Source organism: Sporacetigenium mesophilum DSM 16796, from assembly GCF_059569055.1.
The window spans coordinates 174,310-192,981 of record NZ_JCANUR010000002.1 but is presented as its reverse complement, the minus strand read 5'-3'; the positions used below and the strand labels follow the sequence as shown (position 1 = coordinate 192,981).

At 31.6% G+C, this 18,672-nt stretch carries 11 protein-coding genes and 1 other RNA gene; 2 read left to right on the top strand and 10 right to left on the bottom strand.

The features are described 5' to 3' along the window. Positions 1 to 11: 11 nt before the first annotated feature. From BS62_RS04005 to BS62_RS03995, 3 genes are all read right to left on the bottom strand, one after another. Positions 12 to 6,065, bottom strand: a complete 6,054-nt coding sequence (locus tag BS62_RS04005) for a DNRLRE domain-containing protein (RefSeq protein WP_496489958.1) — start codon at positions 6,063 to 6,065, stop codon at positions 12 to 14. A 700-nt stretch (positions 6,066 to 6,765) separates the two neighbouring features. Next, entirely contained in the window at positions 6,766 to 7,572 is an 807-nt protein-coding gene (locus tag BS62_RS04000) for a hypothetical protein (RefSeq protein ID WP_496489957.1), read from the bottom strand. A 469-nt stretch (positions 7,573 to 8,041) separates the two neighbouring features. Then, a complete protein-coding gene (locus BS62_RS03995; protein ID WP_496489956.1) occupies positions 8,042 to 8,680 on the bottom strand; it encodes a hypothetical protein in 639 nt (212 codons plus the stop codon). A gap of 237 nt (positions 8,681 to 8,917) precedes the next feature. Between BS62_RS03995 and BS62_RS03990 the strand changes: the two genes are divergently transcribed. Both BS62_RS03990 and BS62_RS03985 read left to right on the top strand, forming a co-directional pair. Further along, entirely contained in the window at positions 8,918 to 9,433 is a 516-nt protein-coding gene (locus BS62_RS03990; RefSeq protein ID WP_496489955.1) for a hypothetical protein, read from the top strand. A gap of 289 nt (positions 9,434 to 9,722) precedes the next feature. Continuing rightward, positions 9,723 to 9,962, top strand: coding sequence for a hypothetical protein (locus BS62_RS03985; RefSeq protein WP_496489954.1), 240 nt, complete (start codon positions 9,723 to 9,725; stop codon positions 9,960 to 9,962). A 398-nt stretch (positions 9,963 to 10,360) separates the two neighbouring features. On the opposite strand, the gene BS62_RS03980 is transcribed toward BS62_RS03985, so the two are convergent. From BS62_RS03980 to eno, 7 genes are all read right to left on the bottom strand, one after another. Next, the gene (locus tag BS62_RS03980) at positions 10,361 to 11,329 is read right to left on the bottom strand and encodes a tyrosine-type recombinase/integrase (RefSeq protein ID WP_496489953.1); all 969 of its coding nucleotides are present in this window, start codon (positions 11,327 to 11,329) and stop codon (positions 10,361 to 10,363) included. Positions 11,330 to 11,443: 114 nt separating this feature from the next. Further along, positions 11,444 to 11,795: a transfer-messenger RNA gene (gene ssrA / locus BS62_RS03975) on the bottom strand. A gap of 17 nt (positions 11,796 to 11,812) precedes the next feature. Next, positions 11,813 to 12,271: an SsrA-binding protein SmpB gene (smpB, locus tag BS62_RS03970; RefSeq protein ID WP_496489952.1), complete on the bottom strand. Its 459-nt coding sequence runs from the start codon at positions 12,269 to 12,271 to the stop codon at positions 11,813 to 11,815. A 101-nt stretch (positions 12,272 to 12,372) separates the two neighbouring features. Further along, a complete protein-coding gene (rnr, locus tag BS62_RS03965; protein ID WP_496489951.1) occupies positions 12,373 to 14,511 on the bottom strand; it encodes a ribonuclease R in 2,139 nt (712 codons plus the stop codon). A 231-nt stretch (positions 14,512 to 14,742) separates the two neighbouring features. Further along, on the bottom strand, positions 14,743 to 16,755 hold the full coding sequence (locus BS62_RS03960) for a sodium-translocating pyrophosphatase (protein ID WP_496489950.1): 2,013 nt from the start codon (positions 16,753 to 16,755) through the stop codon (positions 14,743 to 14,745). A gap of 185 nt (positions 16,756 to 16,940) precedes the next feature. Then, entirely contained in the window at positions 16,941 to 17,171 is a 231-nt protein-coding gene (gene secG, locus BS62_RS03955; RefSeq protein ID WP_496489949.1) for a preprotein translocase subunit SecG, read from the bottom strand. 179 nt (positions 17,172 to 17,350) lie between these two features. Then, positions 17,351 to 18,643: a phosphopyruvate hydratase gene (gene eno / locus BS62_RS03950; RefSeq protein WP_496489948.1), complete on the bottom strand. Its 1,293-nt coding sequence runs from the start codon at positions 18,641 to 18,643 to the stop codon at positions 17,351 to 17,353. Positions 18,644 to 18,672: the final 29 nt, after the last annotated feature.

Sequence of the window (18,672 nt, the reverse complement as noted above, 5' to 3'; positions counted from 1 at the left end):
TTCCTCCTGTTCTAGAATTTACCATTTCTTAATTGACTAGCAATATCATTAAGTATTTCTATTGCTTCTGATCTAGAATTAGCTTCTCCAAGTAAATCATTTACTTTTGTATAGTAGGCCTTAGTATGTAGTCGACTATGATATGATTTCGATAAAAACGCCCCATTGTATGCAGAATTTATGTCAATACTATACTTTTTTAGTATTAATCGAGCTTTTTTTGATCCCACTGCATTCCCTGCTACTATGTGATGTGCAGCATTAGCAAACCCAGGTACCTTTTTTCCCGCCTCAATCAAACTTTTTCTTAGTTTTGTTGAGCTTGACTTAGCTGTACCTTCTAAAGATCTATCTATAGCACGTAATAATTTAAGTGTAACCTTTTGTCCTGGTTTTGCCAACTGCCCCAGTCCAGTAGCTCCCGGTACAAGAACTCCAACAAGGTCTAGCGCAGCCGCTAAATAGTTCCTTCTCGCTATATTCATGGCTATAAATTGTAAATCTTGTTGTGTATCCGGTGAGGATGCAATGCTACAGGCATACATATATGCAGCAACAACTACAGCAGGAGCAATAAATCCACCTTCATCTGATTGATTAACAGGATTATTGATACAATACGCAAACACATTATGAGATAGCAAAACGCCTCTTGAACCTGCAATGTTATCTGCATTAATAAATCTACCCCATTCAGCGTTATAGTATCTACTTTGTAGGTAATATAATCCTGTTTCAGTATCATACCTATATCCCCTATATCTATATGGATTCTTTATACCTAATGTATCTTTTAAACTACCTTCTATTGATATGAGTTTACCCCATGAATCATAAGTGTAAGTTACAACTTGAGTTCCATTACCATCTATAAGGCCTATTATATCTCCTTGTACATTTCTTACATAGTAATATTCTACTCCATTTAACTCCATACTTACAAGATTATCATTACTATCATAAGTATAATAAATATTATCTGATCCATTAGTTTCAAATGTTACCTTATCACCTGCAACATGATACTTTGTCGTAACTTCGCCTACTTTTTTCTCTGTTCTAATTCCATCAGAGTTATATTTGTATAATATATTTAATCCATTTCCACTTAGTCCTGCTAACTGTCTTCCTTCTTCCCAATTATATGTCCATCCATTGTATGTTAATGGATTCCCTATTTGATCATAAGTTATTTCCCTACCATCAAAGTTAGTTAACTTATCCTTCCAGTTTGAATCATTATAGTTATAATCATTATAGTTATAATCATATGTTTTAGTTGGATTTGATGGTGTACCTGTTGTGTATGGATATTCTATTTTAGTTAAGATATTTCCTCCAACATCATACGTATAAACTATTGTTTTATTTAAAGCCTGGTTATCTTCTCTTTTTAGTTCATTTAGCTCATTATAGTAATACTTTATCACTTTTCCATTTTCTGTTATAGTTTCTATATTACCATTTTTGTCATATGTATAGGAAATTTTCTTTCCTCCATTATCAATAGACTCTACCTTAGTTGTTGTAGCTCCATTTATTCCACTTTTGTAGGTGTAGTCAGTTTTATACTGTATACCTGTGTCTATTGTACTATAGTCAATTCTTCCTATTGGGTCATATATATAACTCGTTGTTTTTCCTTTAGGCGTTATTAGATTTGTAGGTCTATTGTCTTTATCATATCCATAGCTTGTTGTATATGTATTGTTATTTACTTTTTCTACAACCTTGCTGTTATTGTTGTTTTTATCATACTCATAAGACACTGTATTCCCATTTGACTCTTTTATCTTAACAAGCCTATCTGATAAGTCATATATATATCTATAGCTTAATCCATTTACTAAATCTTCATGGTATCCTACATTTCCACTTGCATCATACTCATATTTATATCTTTCATGTGTATTATTTGAACTGTCTATATATTTTTCAGAAATAACCCTATCTTCGTTATCGTAAACATAGCTTATTCTTTGGTTATTTCCATATTTAGACTCTAAGAGTTTACTTGTTCTTGCTTCGTATATATTTGTTATTAAATTTTGAGTTCCAACTGAAACAGTTGTATTATTTCCTAAAGAGTCATAACCAAAGTTATAGCTAAATCCATTATGCGTTATAGTTTTTAGTTTATTATTTTCATATGAATAACTATTAGTTATATTAACTCCATCTGCAACTTTAGATACACTTTCTAGTCTATCTATATTGTCATATGAATAAGAAGTCGTTTTTCCGTTTACATCTACTAAACTATCTAGGTTCCCCTTAGTTTCATCGTAATTATAAGTTACAATATTTCCTTCTGAATCTGTTAGTGTTTTTGTATAGTTTCCATTTGCAGTATAAGTTGATGATGAATTTATAAATAAAGTATCATCTCCCACTTTAGCTGTTAAAGGATTACCATAACTATCATGTGTAAATGAATATACAACATTTTCAGCAGATGTTGCATTTAATAAGTTATGCTTTGAGTCATATGAATAATTAAAGTTATTTCCCTTAGGGTCTGTTGCCTTGATTAAATCGTTATTAGTGTTATATTGAAACTGTGATTGTTGCTTTGCTAAATCCTTAGTAGATATTATATTACCATTTGAGTCATATTGATAACTCTCACCAAATTCTTCTTTATATAACTGCAGTCCATCAAAGTATGCTGAATTTGCATTATTATAATACATTGGCTGAATTAATATTTTAGTATAATTACTATCAGCAACAACTACATTAGAAGTATATTGCCACTGATTTGAATCTTCATTAAAATGGGCTGCAACCCATTGGAAACTTCCATCTGTTCTTTTTATTCCGATTTCTAATGCGAAGTATCTTCCTGTGCTTTTAGTCGAAGGTACAGATTCCCCTTTTGCCCATCCTCCAAAAACAAATGTATCACCTGCATTTCCTGAAATATCGAATGTTTGATAAATAGTTTTATGCTTCTCTGCAACTCCATTGATTTTAAAGACATTACTATCTAGTGATAAAGGCTGTCCTGTAACAGTTGTTAGTGTATCTGAAGCATCAGATTCACTATTTTTATACCAGAAAGTTGGAATACCTGTACCATATTTTAAGTCAGGATTTTCTACTAAGTTATATCTATTTGCTATAGATCCATCTTCAAGCTGTAAATTATCAAAGTAAGCTATTCCTGTCTCTCCATTAATACCTGCCTTTACTCTTACCTCATTAGTCATTGCATCTGCTGGTAATGTAAACTTTACTTCATATCTATCCCAATTTTTTGTTCCAGTTACATAATCAGAATATACATGCATCCATGTTCCATCGCCTGCTTGATAGGTAATATATATAGCTGCTCCTTTATTACTTACATTTGAGATATTATTTGTCTTCATATATCCTGAGAGTGTATACGTTTTGCCCTTTTCTACAGCCAATGTCTGATAGTAGTTGTGGTCCCCTAACGTATTTGTTTTTTCAATCTTTAGAGATTGATTTCCTATATACTTCTCTTCTGTAGTAAAACTTATATTAGCGGTTGATCCCCAATAACTAAATTCGTACCAATTACCACTTTGTTCAATATTATGGTTAATTATATAATTTGAAACTGTTTTTTGTAGCTTTGATTGACTACTAAGTTTGTTTTTATTCCCACCATCTTCAAGATACTTATAATATTGAGCATTTCCATTATGATCCTGGATACTTACTGTATTTCCTTGATCATTAAATTGATATATATTTTTTCTTCCGTTATAATCTGTAAACGTAGTAGTATTATATCCATAAACTATATCTAATTTCTCACCTAAAGTTCCATTTGTATGTTTTTCTTCTATATTTTTAATTCTATATGGTGCAACAGAATAATATGAGTAAGACATTTTATACCCATCAGCATTTATTGCTCCTATTAAGTTGTTACTTGCTGTATACTCATATATTGTATATTTATTATCTGGATAGGTTATTTTATTAAGTTGATCTGATGTATATGAAAAAGTAGTAGTTCTTCCACTTGGATCAATGATACTTGAAAGTCTATTGTTTGCATCTATTTTTAATTCTGTAACTCTACCCGATCCGTCAGTTACTTTTGTTAAAATATTATTAGTATACTCTAAAGTTATCTTATTTCCATTATTATCTGTAATATAAGTTAAATAACCCGCTGAATTAAAACTTAATTGATTTCCACCCTTATCTTTTAGTTTATACTTTTCCACTGTAGTACTTGAATCTATAGTCATCGTTAAGTCAAGTCCAGATTCATCTTTATATACTTGGCTTACTGAATCATATGCTAAATAATGTTTTGTTGCATCTTCATCGGTATATACATAGTATGTTGTACCATTAATTACTTGATAGTTAATTGTTTGATTTAGGTTTAATCTCCATCCAAATCCATATCCTATATTGCGTTCTCTATTATTACTATTAAATACATGATTTAAAGAAATAGGCATTCTGTTTCCATTCATTTCTAAATCATCATGAACTAACACAAGATTTCCATTATAATCATTTAAATAACTAGTTCCAGCTCTTCCTAAATCTTGAGAATGATATGTCCAATAACTTTCAAGTCCTGAGTTATTTACATAATCTATTGTGACTTGTGGTCTATAAATCTCATATGCTAATGAAGTATTTGCTGAAAAATATTCATTATATCCAACGCTTTCATCATGATTCTTTAGCATTAATCCATAGTTATTTCCTGTTGAGTACCATTCTTTTACTATACTTGTTATATTCCATGAAAAAAATTGGCCTGATGTACCTTGTACAAGTTCATATTCATCAATCTTAGAGTTATATGAAGGCTTGTTGTTCCATGTTAAAGTCGATAAATCCCATGATCCTAATACCTTATGAGCATCTATTTGAACTTTATTAGAGTTAGTTGTATATAAAGCTAAATCTAAATTAGCATTAGTAATTAAATCTCCTGTACTCATCCCTGGTAATACGAAGGAAATATACGACCTATTTATACCTGAACTTGCACCCTTCCCTGTTTTTAACATCACACTATCCTTATAATTTGTAGTTGGATAGTTCTGAGAAACATGCGCATCATATATTTTACTTTTATCTAATGAAGTACTTACTGATGGGTCAATAACAACAGGATAAGCTCTCTCACTACTATTTATCCATTCATTATTTGGTGTTATAGTAAGTACATATCCTTTTTCATCTTGTTGTATGCTTACTTGTATATCTTTAGTTTCCTCTCCCTTAGCATCATACATAAATGGAGCATCTAAAGAAAATACTTGCTTACTTGGGTCATTTATATCATAAAATACTATACTATTATCTTCTAATAGCTTTGGAAGTATATTTTTTAACTCAATGTTAAATTTAAATATTGAATTCTCTATTTTATCTTTAATTATTATATCTTCTTTAACATCTTCGCCTGCAATGTTATATCTAAAGTCTACATTTTGATATACATCCTTAAAATCAACAATCGAATTAATATTATTTAAAGTCTTTTTCTTGTCATCTTCTGATAATGAATTTATATAATTACTATCTTTTGCTTTAACTTGACCAGTTGAATCTAGAGCATTATCAATACCCCAAGATAACTCATAATTATCCTTTTTAATCTTAACTAACTTCTTAGATTTTGTGTTCTTTGCCAGTTTTACTTTAAAGCTATTTTGTTTATTCTCTAAAACACCTTGATTATCTTCTTCAGAAACGCTTTCAATTAAAGAGTTGTCTATATCTTTCCATTCATTGCCTTCTTTATAGTGGACTGCTCTTGGATAAACAGCAGCCTCATAGCTACCATCTTCTTTTAAGAATCTTTTTACATTTTTTTCTCTTTCTTCTACTATTTCCCCAATTATTTTAGCTTTATTTTTTTCGGGTAATGTTGAATTTTGAGTTCCTCTAGGTTCAGGTAACTTAGATTTAGTCTCTTCATTTAATGTAGCATTTTCAATTGTATCATTTGCAGATACATTGTTTATTTGTTCTGCCATCACCTGCATTGGAAGTGATGTTATTAAAACTGTAATAACTAATATGAGTGCTAATAGCCTCTGATACTTCTTCAAAATACATCCTCCTTTTAGTCCCAATTAAATACAATTTAAATGTTAGTAATACTTTGTGTTTTTTGATATAATTTCTTTATTTTTTCCTTTTTCTAGTACGAGCCCACTTACATGATTTTACCATGCAAAACTCGACATTAAAATATGTTATGTGTGTAATTAGTCAATTTTTTAACAACATTTTTCGACATTATTTATCTTTTTACTCCTTATACAATCTAAAATTAATTATCAAAACTAAAGACCTATAATTTTTTAAATATCAAGTCCAATTTTTAATAATAGCCATATTTAGATGTATATTACACTAAAGTTTCTCTCAAAATACATATTAATTTGTATTTCTTCAAAAACAAAAAAAGGTATTGACTTTTTAGTCAATACCTAATTCGTGGGTTTCAATGGTGGAGGCGAGGGGAGTCGAACCCCTGTCCGAAAAGCTTTCACTTGCCTTACTTTTCCAGTTATATCAATGCTTGTAGCAATTATTATTTACAAGTCCCATTCGGAGTATCCGATTTGCTGTTACTTTTCATTTTATCATAACATAAACTTGGAGTAAACTAATAGGTGCAAAAATGTAAATATAGCAGACCTAATAGACTAACGGAATTCATATAAACCCCCTACTATCCGTAAAGCTAGTTAGCAAGGCTATTTTTACAATTTCTATATATCCTAAAGCTATTCTAATATTCTTTTATTCTTGTAAGAATCTCCATCTCATGCCCAATGCATTTATCCAAGTCCCTTCAAAATCTTTCTGTTCTGAATTTACCTCATCATCGTAAAACAGAATAGTTTTATCCTTTAATAAAATAGTTGCTGAAAACAATTCAGAAGTATAATTATCCTTTGCAGGTCTCAAGTTAAGTGCCAACATTCCTTCAAAAATAATTTCAATACTATCCGACCATTGACTATCAAATATCATTGAAACTCGCCTAACATTATCTAATACCAAACATCCTTCTTCATCTTTTTCATGACCACTTACGTAGTTTAAAGTCCTTAACACTGAATCATGGAATCCACCAAATGTTTTCATTATGTTATGTATATCTTCCTCAGACTCTACGTAATTCCATCCAGTTAACTTTGTGCAAATCTGTTTCTTGTATCCAAGCATCTCTTCAAAAGTTACTTTATTTCCAATAAATAATTCAATTAATAATTCTTTTTGTTCAAAAACGAAAGCATACCCTCTATAGCCGTAAATACCTTTATATTTATCATTAGTATTAAGTTTATCCATAAAATACTTCAAGTCAGGTTCTGTTTTATATATCCACGGTTCAGGTAATTCATTAGAACTTATAACATTAATATTTACTGGAAAATGTGGCCCACCATTTGATTTATCCAAATAATCAAACATCCTAAAATATCTCTTGCTATCTATTTCTTCAAGTACAAGATATTTTTCATAGTATCCAGTATTTATTATTGCATATACTTCCGAAACAAAATAATTATTAACGTCTTTATCATATACTCTAACTCTCATAAACAAGCACCATCCTTTCTAGCTATTAACGGATAGATTTTTCACCTATAGTATGTAATTCTACCTTGATGCTATATATTATATCAAAATGTCTGTTCATAATAAAAGATTCATGCAAACACTTATTTATAAGTTCATAATACAACTTTAAATAAACACATTTACATTACTTTAGTATACTTGTTATAAGTACACTTCTAATAAACAATTTACTGCTATACAACATTATATGGTTCAAAGAATAAGTAAGGGTTGGGGATGCCTAAGGATAGTTTTAAATCGGAATTAGGTGTTAAACAATATCACATACTCTGCTTCTATTTAAGGTTTCAATTTTTTGTTTTTCCGTATCTTAATTAAGGGTTCTTTCCTTTACAAGTCCCTTTGCTGTAATAATCTCCAATAATGCTTTTGTTCTTGCTACTTCTGCCTTAGTTGTTGGCATTAATGGGTACTAAGTAATCTATTATTAGTTGTCAGTAGGATAACCTATTTCTATAATATCATCTCGGATATCCTCTAAGGTTACCTCGTTATTTAAACTATTTATTATAACTTGGCTTAAAGGTTTGAGATTAAAAATATCTTTTACGATACCTGAATCAATATCAGTTTCATAATACTCTTCTGCCCACTTAGCATAACCTTCAGCACCTTGCTTAAGAATATTCAGTAAGTACAATTCCTCTGAACTATACTCTTTTCCCGAATGCCAACCTTTTTCATTATTAATAGTCCATACACAAAAGGAAGTTTCACCAGTAATAAATGCAGGTTCTTGCACAAATTGTTCAAACTCTTTAGGTATATTTCTCAATATTTTTGTATCTACCTTCCCCGTTTGTTGAAACAGTCTACCATGAGTTGAATAGTGTTCTAATCCTTTTATTATAAGTCCATATTCATTAAAAAGTGCAAAGTAATGCTGACCACTACCATCCCTCATTGATGCCATCATTTCATTTGTGTACCACTTTGAATTAAAGGAGTAATATCGATATTCCCATTCAGGCATAATAATTGCGTCTAACATAGCAATAGCTTGAAATATTCTCTTGCAGTCATCTATACTTGGTAAGTTATCTAATATTGTTCTATTCTCCATCATTTTTAATCTCCTAGTTATATTTTGAGGTTACTACGAAAAATTTTACAAATGTACATTCATTCAATTATACATCATATAATTGCATAATTTCAAATATCCACTAATTAATTGTATTCGGTAAACTCTTATAAAAATTCTTTTACCAGATGTCCCACTCTGGATATTTATCTTGTTATAAGAATAGGACTACTTTTATTAGGAATCCCTTAAAAAATCAAAAATGAGGAGAAGAGGAAAATGACAAAGGAAAAGAAAGAAGTTATGGGATTCATTAATTTTAAGTTAATGAAAGAGTATCAGCTAAAGGAAGTAGATTTAATAGTGTACTCACTTTTAGTAACAAGACTTCAGTATGTAAGTATGCTGAGGTTTAAAGGTAACGCAATTGAGGGTTTCAATATTGATGAGAATGGGTTCGGTAGAGTTTCTATGACATATGATGAAGCTTATGAGGATTATGGAATAACGAATGCAAGATTCACTAATGCAATCCGTTCTCTAAATACTAAGGGTCTTCTCTATTATAAGTCTATCCCAAGTACTAGAAAGCAAAACACAGAAGTTAACGTCTTCTATCCTGTAATAGCTGAAGGAACATTAGATTGGGTACAATGGGCATTCAGAGTTTGTAAGCCACATGGGGAGTTTCTTGAACCATCCTTAGAAGCAAATGAATTTACGATTGAAGATATACTTAACAAGGTTAATCACGATGAAGAGTTCTACACACCTATACCGATGCCTGAGATTTAATTCTAGTTTTCCACCCCTAAAACAGGGGTAAGGTATTAAGGTATTAAGGTAATATGGTATAAAGGTATATTACAAAACACTAACCTACTACGTAGGTATCTCACTTACGTTCGATAGTATATTTAATATAAGATACTTATTATATTATAAGGGATATGACGGAATGACTTGTATTAATAAAAGATGCAATTGAAAGTAGATATACGCCCCATCCTTTCCGAACTATCACCTTTAACGTATAGTAGTAATCCAAATGAAGCAAAATAAAGATATTAAAGGAGAGTAACTTATGAAAAAACTATTTAAGCCATCTGTTAATATAGAACACTTAATTGAAAAGTCAATACAACAACAGGATACTATCAATAAGCTAAAAAACGACGTAGAGTATTACAACGATTTTATAGAAAGGATACTGGAAGAATTAAATAAATTTGACACTAGCGACAATGAGTTTCTACAACAACTAAAAAAAGATTATTCCGATGCTGGTGAAATATTGGATAAAATTAAAGGGATTGATGAATAGAAATCATCTTTACTACAAATAAAAAAGTGGTAACAATTTTAGAAAATTCACCTAATGTCAAACACAAGTAAAAAAAGTAGAACCTAAAGTAACATAAGAAAAGAAAATGATTGATATTTATGGAACTGTTTCTTTTTAAAGGGAGGGGGATGCTTAAAATTCCTCCCTTTTATATCATTGGTATGTGTACATAGAAAATTTACGGATTTGTATTTAAGCAAAGTCCTATTTTTGCCCTTATAAAATCAACCCAATCCCCCTCTAGAATGAGTATTCCCAATGATTTTATATGTGTCAATATATGTCATCAAAACTCTCTTATATATAGTAATATCAAAAGTAAAAAAGTGGTGAGGAAATAAAATCCTTAACCACTCTTTTTTATGGCTTTTATTGAACTATAAATCAGATAAAGTATCTTTTTGTATAGCCTTGTGCAAATCATTTATATTGTTATGGTAGTATGCCATGGTTATTTCTAAAGAAGAATGCCCTGCTATTCTACAGACATCTAACGGATTACTGCCATTCTTTAACATATTGGTTAATGCTGTATGCCTTAACTTATGTGGTGAGGTACTTTTATCTAACCCTGCCTTCTTTCCGTACTCTATCAGTCGACTCTTGATATGAGATAAGGCGACCTTACTGTATGATACACTTGATAAAAATAAATACTCGCTGTTAACACCATTAGCAATTTCCACTAGCTTCTTAACATATGGTTGTAACTTATTGTTCAATGGTACAATCCTTTGAGTCCTATTCTTTGCAGTTTCTCCGTTTATGATTATATACTTATCCTTTAAATTCACATCTTTAACCCTTATATTGACAGTTTCATTTACCCTTGTACCCACGGATAGCATGAGAAGTATTATAACATAATCCCTCAATCCTGCATATGAAGTCATATTGATTACTTTGAGTAACTTCTTTATATCACTTTGAGTTAAAGGTTGTTTCACATTCTTAACTTCCCTAACCTTTTTTACCCTTTCATTTATTCTATCTTTAATATATCCTTCATCTTCCAAAAAGGCTAAATATACCTTTAAATATCGTATTCTGATATTGGTAGTGTTAGGACTAACCTTCTCTAGCATATAAGCAATGTACCCTCTAATCAGGGTAATGTCGTATCGAATTGTGGTGTCCGAATAATACTCATTTATATAATTATTCATGTAAAGAAAAGCCCTGTCGTAATCGTACAAAGTCCTTGTAGACAAGTTTTGGGACTTCTTATAGATGAGAAAATCTTTCTGCTTTTCAATAAAATCCAATACGGAGAAATGAGTTGCTGTTACCTCCTTATCAAACCGCATCGGAGTAACATTTTTTGTTAATTGTAGTCTTTTAGCCATTTTAACACCTCAAATAAAAAAGATTACAGGTATCGGACACAGAAGAATTTCTTCCGAATCGAACTTGTAATCTTAATCGTTAAAGTGCTGTAAACCATTGATAATACTAGGTATTGGTGGAGGCGAGGGGAGTCGAACCCCTGTCCGAAAGTCTTTTCCCCGGAACGTCTACATACGTAGCTACTATATTTAGTATCTCGTATCACACAACGCCTAGCAGCGGGCTTTGTGATCAACCAGCCTTAATTATTCCATCATTTAGTCAAGGCACCCTAAAGATAGTTCCCCGTCTAGATGACGCCCTAGCTTACTCCGCGGGAAGAGTAAGGAGGACGAGCAGCTATATTAAGCCGCTAATGCGTAATTATCGTTTGCGTTTGTTTTTTTTCTCCAGTTTTTACGTGACCCAGAGTAACACGGCACGCAGCCCCGAGTTCCAAACCCCCGTCGAAACCTTTACGCCCCCATGTTATATATTAAGTTCTAGTATTTGCCAGACATTTCTCTTTGTATACGTCTATCGGCATCTTTTTTAGCTAAATCATGTCGTTTATCGTATAACTTCTTACCTTTTGCTAAAGCTAGTTCAACTTTAACTTTTCCATTTTTAAAATACATACTTAAAGGTATAAGTGAAAAACCTTTTAAAGTCGTTGCACCTATTAGCTTTCTTATTTCATGTCTGTGAAGTAATAATTTTCTAACTCTTAAAGGATCTACATTGAATATATTTCCTTGTTCATATGGGCTTATGTGAACTTGTTTTAAGAATACTTCTCCATTGTCTACAGATGCAAATCCATCAGATAAATTTATCTTTCCTTGTCTTATAGACTTAACTTCTGTTCCTCTTAATTCTATTCCTACTTCATATACTTCTTCTATAAAGTATTCATGTCTTGCTTTTCTGTTTGTTGCTAATATTTTTTTACCTTCACCCATAAGATTCACCTTCTAACAACATTATATTGTATAAAAATATACCATATATCTAACAATAAGTCAAGGCTAATCACATAGACCTTGACTTACTGTTATTAATATTATTCTTCGCCGTCTTCTTCTACCAATGCAAAATCTATCTCTTTAAAATCAACATTTACATTATCTACTTTGATTTTAAGTTTATCTCCTATTTTATACATCTTCTTAGTTCTTTCTCCTATTAAAGTATATGATGAATCATCGAAAATATAATAGTCATCATGCATATTTACCACTCTTATTAAACCTTCTACTGTGTTATCAAGTTCTACGAATATACCAAATGATGTAACACTAGATATAACACCTTCAAAAACTTGACCTACCTTATTATACATATACTTAGCTTTAAATATATCGTGAACATCTCTTTCAGCTTCATCTGCTGCTCTTTCTCTTGTAGATGATTGAGTGGATGCATAATCTACTATAGCTTTAAGAGCGTCACTTCTTTTTGGAGTAATTTTGTCATTTAAAAACTCTTTAATAATTCTGTGTATTTGTAAATCTGGATATCTTCTTATAGGAGATGTAAAGTGGCTATAATACTTCGCTGCCAATCCAAAGTGACCTAAAGATTCTGGTGAATATTTAGCTTGCTTTAAAGATCTTAGCATAATAGTATTTATAGCTCTAGCTTCAGGTTTACCATGTAATTTATGAATTATACCTTGTAGGGCCTTAGGCTGAATATCTTCCAAATCTCCTTTTATATGATATCCAAATGTAGATATAAATTTACTTAACTGCTCCATTTTTTCTGCGCTTGGAGTTTCATGTATTCTATAAACAAATGGAATATTAAGCCAGAAGAAATGTTCAGCTATAGTTTCATTACTTATAAGCATAAATTCTTCTATTATTTTGTTTGATATTCTTCTTTCATATTTCTTTATATCTACTACTTCGCCTTCTTTATTTAAAATTATCTTTGCTTCTGGGAAATCAAAATCTATAGCTCCTCGAACTTCTCTTCTCTTCATTAATATTCTAGCTAACTTTTCAGAGTTCTCAAAGTCCTCAACTAGATTTGCAAAAGTTTTCATTAATTTTTCATCTTTATTTTCAAGTATGTCAGAAACTTCAGTATAAGTCATTCTAGCTTTAGAATTTATTATACTTTCTACTATTTCATAGTTAAGTACCTTTCCTTTATCGTTTATTTCCATAAATATAGATAATGTTAACTTATCTTCAAATGGATTTAAACTACAAACTCCGTTAGATAATTGTGGAGGAAGCATCGGCACAACTTTATCTACTAAATAAACTGAAGTACCTCTTTTTATAGCTTCTTTATCTAGTTTGTTATGTTCTCTAACATAATGAGTAACGTCAGCAATATGAACGCCTAATTTATAATTGCCATTAGGAAGTACTTCTATCGATATTGCATCATCTAAATCTTTAGCATCTTCACCATCTATAGTGAATATAGTCATATCTCTTAAATCAACTCTTCTATTTATTTCTTCTACAGGTATTCCCTCTGGTATTGAATCAGCTTCTTCTAATACCTTTCTTGGGAATTCCTCAGGTAATCCGTGTTGTCTTATTACAGATAATATATCAACTCCACGTTCACCTTTTTGACCTAATACTTCTATTATTTTTCCTTCTGGGTTTCTTCCAGGAGATGGCCATTGCGTTATTTCACAAACAACCTTATCTCCGTCTTTAGCCTTATTAGATAAAGATTTTGGTATATATATATCTTTATTAAACCTTTTATTGTCAGGAACTACAAATCCAAAATTTGAACTAGATTCATAGGTACCTACTACTTCTTTTATAGCTCTATCTATTATTTCAATTATTTCGCCTTCTGCACGTTTATTTTCAGTTCCTATTAAAGTTATTTTGGCCATAACTCTATCGTTATGCATAGCTCCATTCATGGAATTTGCAGGTATAAATAAATCCTTGGCTCCAACTTCATCAGATATTACAAACCCAAATCCTTTTGGATGAGTTGTTAGTTTTCCTACAAATAAGCCTACTTCGCTTGGAAGAACATATTTACCTTTTTGAGTTTTGTATATATACCCGTCTTGGTATAGTTCATCTAAAAAGTTATAAAACATTGGCATTTCAGTTGAATGTATATCAAATATAAGGGCTAATTCTTCCTTTTTTAGGGGATTATATCCTTCTTCTCCCATAAGCCCTAATACCTTTTCCTTTAATCCCGGTACCATAAGATTGTCCTCCTAAAAAAATTTATTTTATATAAAACCTATTAATTAATAATATGTTTGTTATATTTCATTATATCCATTATTTTTATAATCTCCATTTTTAACTTATTACATTATAATATATTAACACATTTTAATGGTAAATATTGGTTAAAATGTGAAATATAAAAAATAAGACAATCAGCATTATATTAACGCCAATTGTCTTAATAATATTTTGATTATTAGTTTTTACATGAAATTAGATATTATTCCTCCGAATCTCACGAATACAGGAGCAAATACTAACGATACTATTGTCATAAGTTTTATTAATATATTTATAGAAGGTCCAGAAGTATCTTTAAATGGATCTCCTACTGTATCTCCAACTACAGCAGCCTTATGAGGTTCGGAACCTTTACCCCCATGCTCGCCACTTTCTATATATTTTTTAGCATTATCCCATGCACCACCAGCGTTTGCCATCATTATAGCAAGTAATACCCCTGATACAAGAGATCCTGCCAATAACCCGCCTAATCCTTCAGTTCCTAAAATAAGTCCCACAGCGATAGGGGAAACTATAGCTAATATTCCCGGTATTATCATTTCCTTTAATGCTGCTCCAGTTGATATATCAACACATTTAGCATAATCAGGTTTTGTTGTTCCTTCCATAATACCTGGCATCTCTCTAAATTGTCTTCTAACTTCTTCTATCATTTGGAATGCCGCTTTTCCAACAGCCTCCATTGTCATAGCCGAGAATAAGAATGGAAGCATAGCTCCTATTAACATCCCAGATATAACTGTTGGTTGAGTTAAATCTATAGACTTAAGTCCTACCGCTGCAGTATAAGAAGCAAATAATGCAAGTGCTGTTAACGCTGCAGATCCTATAGCAAATCCTTTACCTATAGCTGCAGTAGTATTTCCTACTGAATCCAGTTTATCAGTTATAGCTCTTACTTCTTTTGGAAGTTCTGCCATTTCTGCTATACCACCAGCATTATCAGCTATTGGCCCATAAGCGTCAACTGCAACTGTCATACCTGTTGTCGATAACATTCCTACTGCTGCTAATGCTATTCCATACAATCCTGCTACTCCATAAGCAAACAATATACCAAATGCTAATAATATTACAGGCCATCCAGTAGACATCATACCTACTGCAAGTCCTGATATTATATTTGTAGCTGGTCCTGTTTCAGATTGAGAAGCTATTTTTTTAACTGAAGCATAATCTCCAGATGTATATATTTCAGTTAACTGTCCTATTGCTATACCTACTACTAATCCTATTACAATTGCCCAGAATGCACTTAAATCTCCAATTAATTGTTTTGATAAGAAGAAAGCTACTGCTATAGTTATAATTCCGGCAACATATGTACCCATTTTTAATGCTTTATGTGGATCTGAATTTTCATCACCTTTAACAAAGAATGTACCTACTATAGAACCAATTATTCCAACTCCAGCTAATACTAGAGGGAATATTGCACCTTTCATTCCAAAAGCTACTATTCCTAATGTTACAGCAGATATTAAAGAACCTACATATGACTCAAATAAGTCAGCACCCATACCTGCAACGTCACCAACATTGTCACCAACGTTATCAGCTATAACCGCTGGGTTTCTTGGGTCATCTTCAGGTATACCAGCTTCAACTTTACCAACTAAGTCTGCTCCAACGTCAGCAGCTTTTGTATAAATACCACCACCAACACGTCCAAATAATGCAAGTGTTGATGCTCCAAGACCAAATCCTGTTAATATATTAGCTGCAGTTGCTGGATCTTGTCCTGTTGCTAATAAAGTTAAAAATATTTGAGCAACACCTAGTAATCCTAGCCCAACTACTACCATACCCATTACTGCTCCACCAGAGAAAGCTATGCTTAATGCTTTGTTCATTCCACCTTCTCTAGCTGCATTGGCAGTTCTTACATTTGCCTTTGTTGCAACTTTCATTCCAAAGAATCCTGCAAGCGTTGAGAACGCTGCCCCTATTAGGAAACATACAGCTGTTAACCAGTTGATACCAAGGCCTAAAACAACAAATAATATACTTATAAATACTACAAGAGTTTTATACTCTCTCATTAAAAAGGCCATGGAACCTTCCTGGATATAGGTTGAGATTTCTCTCATTCTGTCTGTTCCTACGTCGACTTTATTTATCTTGTTTGCTAGTATATAGGCAAATACTAATGCCGCAATTCCAGCCAGTGGCGTGAAATAGATGTAGTTCATTTACTACTACCCCCTCTTTAGTTTTAAATATTTATATGAAGGAATATAAATTCCTCATACGCTAAATACTAAATCCTACACTTAAAAAAATAAAAAATAAAAAATAAAAAAATTAAATTTTAAAAATCTTCAGAATCTTAAAATTTTTATCAAAAAATCCCAACTATTTAGGTGGGATTATGTCATTACTGAAGAGCTACTAATACTATAGCGTTTATGAAATATAATATAGCTGATATTTTAGTTATTCTAGAAAGTATTGCTTCTTTTCCTTTTGGCTTAAAGTAAGCTGTTGTTTGGCTGCTACCTCCCATTATTGCTGCTGATCCTGCACTAGCTTTAGTTTCTTGAAGTAAAACACTTACTATTAAAACTAAAGTCAATATTAGTTGTACGCCCATAAATACGTTATTCATCTGTAATCCTCCTGCGCAGTTGTTTCTTACATAAATTAGTCTAACATATAAAAATATCATATTCAATATATAAAAAGAATAAAACTTTCTCCTTTTTCTTTTAAAAAATGACCATTTTATCACATAAAATACAAAAGCCCCCAGCATTATTTATCACTGGAAGCTTTGTCTACAAAATATTATTTTTTTAAGTTATAGAAAGATTGTAATCCACAGTATCTAGCACTGTCTCCTACCATTTCTTCTATTCTTAATAATTGATTGTACTTAGCAACTCTATCTGTTCTTGATGGAGCACCAGTTTTTATTTGTCCAGCATTAACAGCTACAGCTAAATCAGCTATTGTTGAATCTTCTGTTTCACCTGATCTATGAGATATGACAGCAGTATAACCTGCTCTTTTAGCCATTTCAATTGCATCTAAAGTTTCAGTTATAGTTCCTATTTGGTTAACTTTTATTAATATTGAGTTAGCAACTCCACTACATATACCTCTGCTTAATCTTTCTGTATTAGTAACAAATAAATCATCACCAACTAATTGAACTGTATTCCCTAATTTATCAGTTAGTAATTTCCATCCATCCCAATCTTCTTCATCCATACCATCTTCTATAGTGATTATAGGGAAGTTAGCTACCCAATCAGCATAAAAATCAACCATATCAGCTGGAGTTAATTCTTTTCCTTCACCAGCTAAAACATACTTACCTTTCGCTTTGTCATATAATTCAGTAGCAGCAACATCTAGCCCTAACATAACATCTACACCTGGAGTGTATCCAGCTTTAGTTATAGCTTCAACTATTAATTCTAAAGCTTCTCTATTTGACTGTAGGTTTGGCGCAAATCCACCTTCATCACCTACACCACAAGCTAATCCTTTAGCAGCTAAAACTGATTTTAATGAATGGAATACTTCAGCTCCCATTCTTAAACCTTCTCTAAAAGAAGCAGCTCCAACTGGTAATATCATAAACTCTTGTACGTCAACGTTATTATCAGCATGAGCTCCACCGTTTATTATGTTCATCATAGGAACTGGTAATTGTTTAGCATTAACTCCACCTATATATTGGAATAATGGTAATCCTAACTCTTCAGCAGCAGCTCTAGCTACAGCCATAGAAACACCTAATATAGCATTAGCTCCTAATTTACTTTTATTTGGAGTTCCATCTATTTCAAGCATCAGTCCATCTATACCAGGTTGATCAAAAGCATCCATACCTTCTAATTCAGGAGCTATTATTTGATTTACATTATCTACAGCTTGAATAACTCCTTTTCCTAAGTATCTTGTTTTATCTCCATCTCTTAATTCTACAGCTTCAAATGCTCCTGTAGATGCTCCTGATGGAACAATAGCTCTTCCTACAACTCCACTTTCTAAAACAACTTCAACCTCTACAGTTGGATTTCCTCTTGAGTCTAGAACTTCTCTAGCATAAACTAAATCTATTAATGACATTTTTATTTCTCCTTCCATCTTATGTAATT

Bases quoted from the DNA above. Each gene is read 5' to 3' on its own strand.
- rnr (WP_496489951.1), bottom strand. From the start codon at position 14,511: ATGGTACCGGGATTAAAGGAAAAGGTATTAGGGCTTATGGGAGAAGAA.
- eno (WP_496489948.1), bottom strand. From the start codon at position 18,643: ATGTCATTAATAGATTTAGTTTATGCTAGAGAAGTTCTAGACTCAAGA.
- smpB (WP_496489952.1), bottom strand. From the start codon at position 12,271: ATGGGTGAAGGTAAAAAAATATTAGCAACAAACAGAAAAGCAAGACAT.
- BS62_RS03960 (WP_496489950.1), bottom strand. From the start codon at position 16,755: ATGAACTACATCTATTTCACGCCACTGGCTGGAATTGCGGCATTAGTA.
- secG (WP_496489949.1), bottom strand. From the start codon at position 17,171: ATGAATAACGTATTTATGGGCGTACAACTAATATTGACTTTAGTTTTA.
- BS62_RS03995 (WP_496489956.1), bottom strand. From the start codon at position 8,680: ATGATGGAGAATAGAACAATATTAGATAACTTACCAAGTATAGATGAC.
- BS62_RS03985 (WP_496489954.1), top strand. From the start codon at position 9,723: ATGAAAAAACTATTTAAGCCATCTGTTAATATAGAACACTTAATTGAA.
- BS62_RS03990 (WP_496489955.1), top strand. From the start codon at position 8,918: ATGACAAAGGAAAAGAAAGAAGTTATGGGATTCATTAATTTTAAGTTA.
- BS62_RS04000 (WP_496489957.1), bottom strand. From the start codon at position 7,572: ATGAGAGTTAGAGTATATGATAAAGACGTTAATAATTATTTTGTTTCG.
- BS62_RS03980 (WP_496489953.1), bottom strand. From the start codon at position 11,329: ATGGCTAAAAGACTACAATTAACAAAAAATGTTACTCCGATGCGGTTT.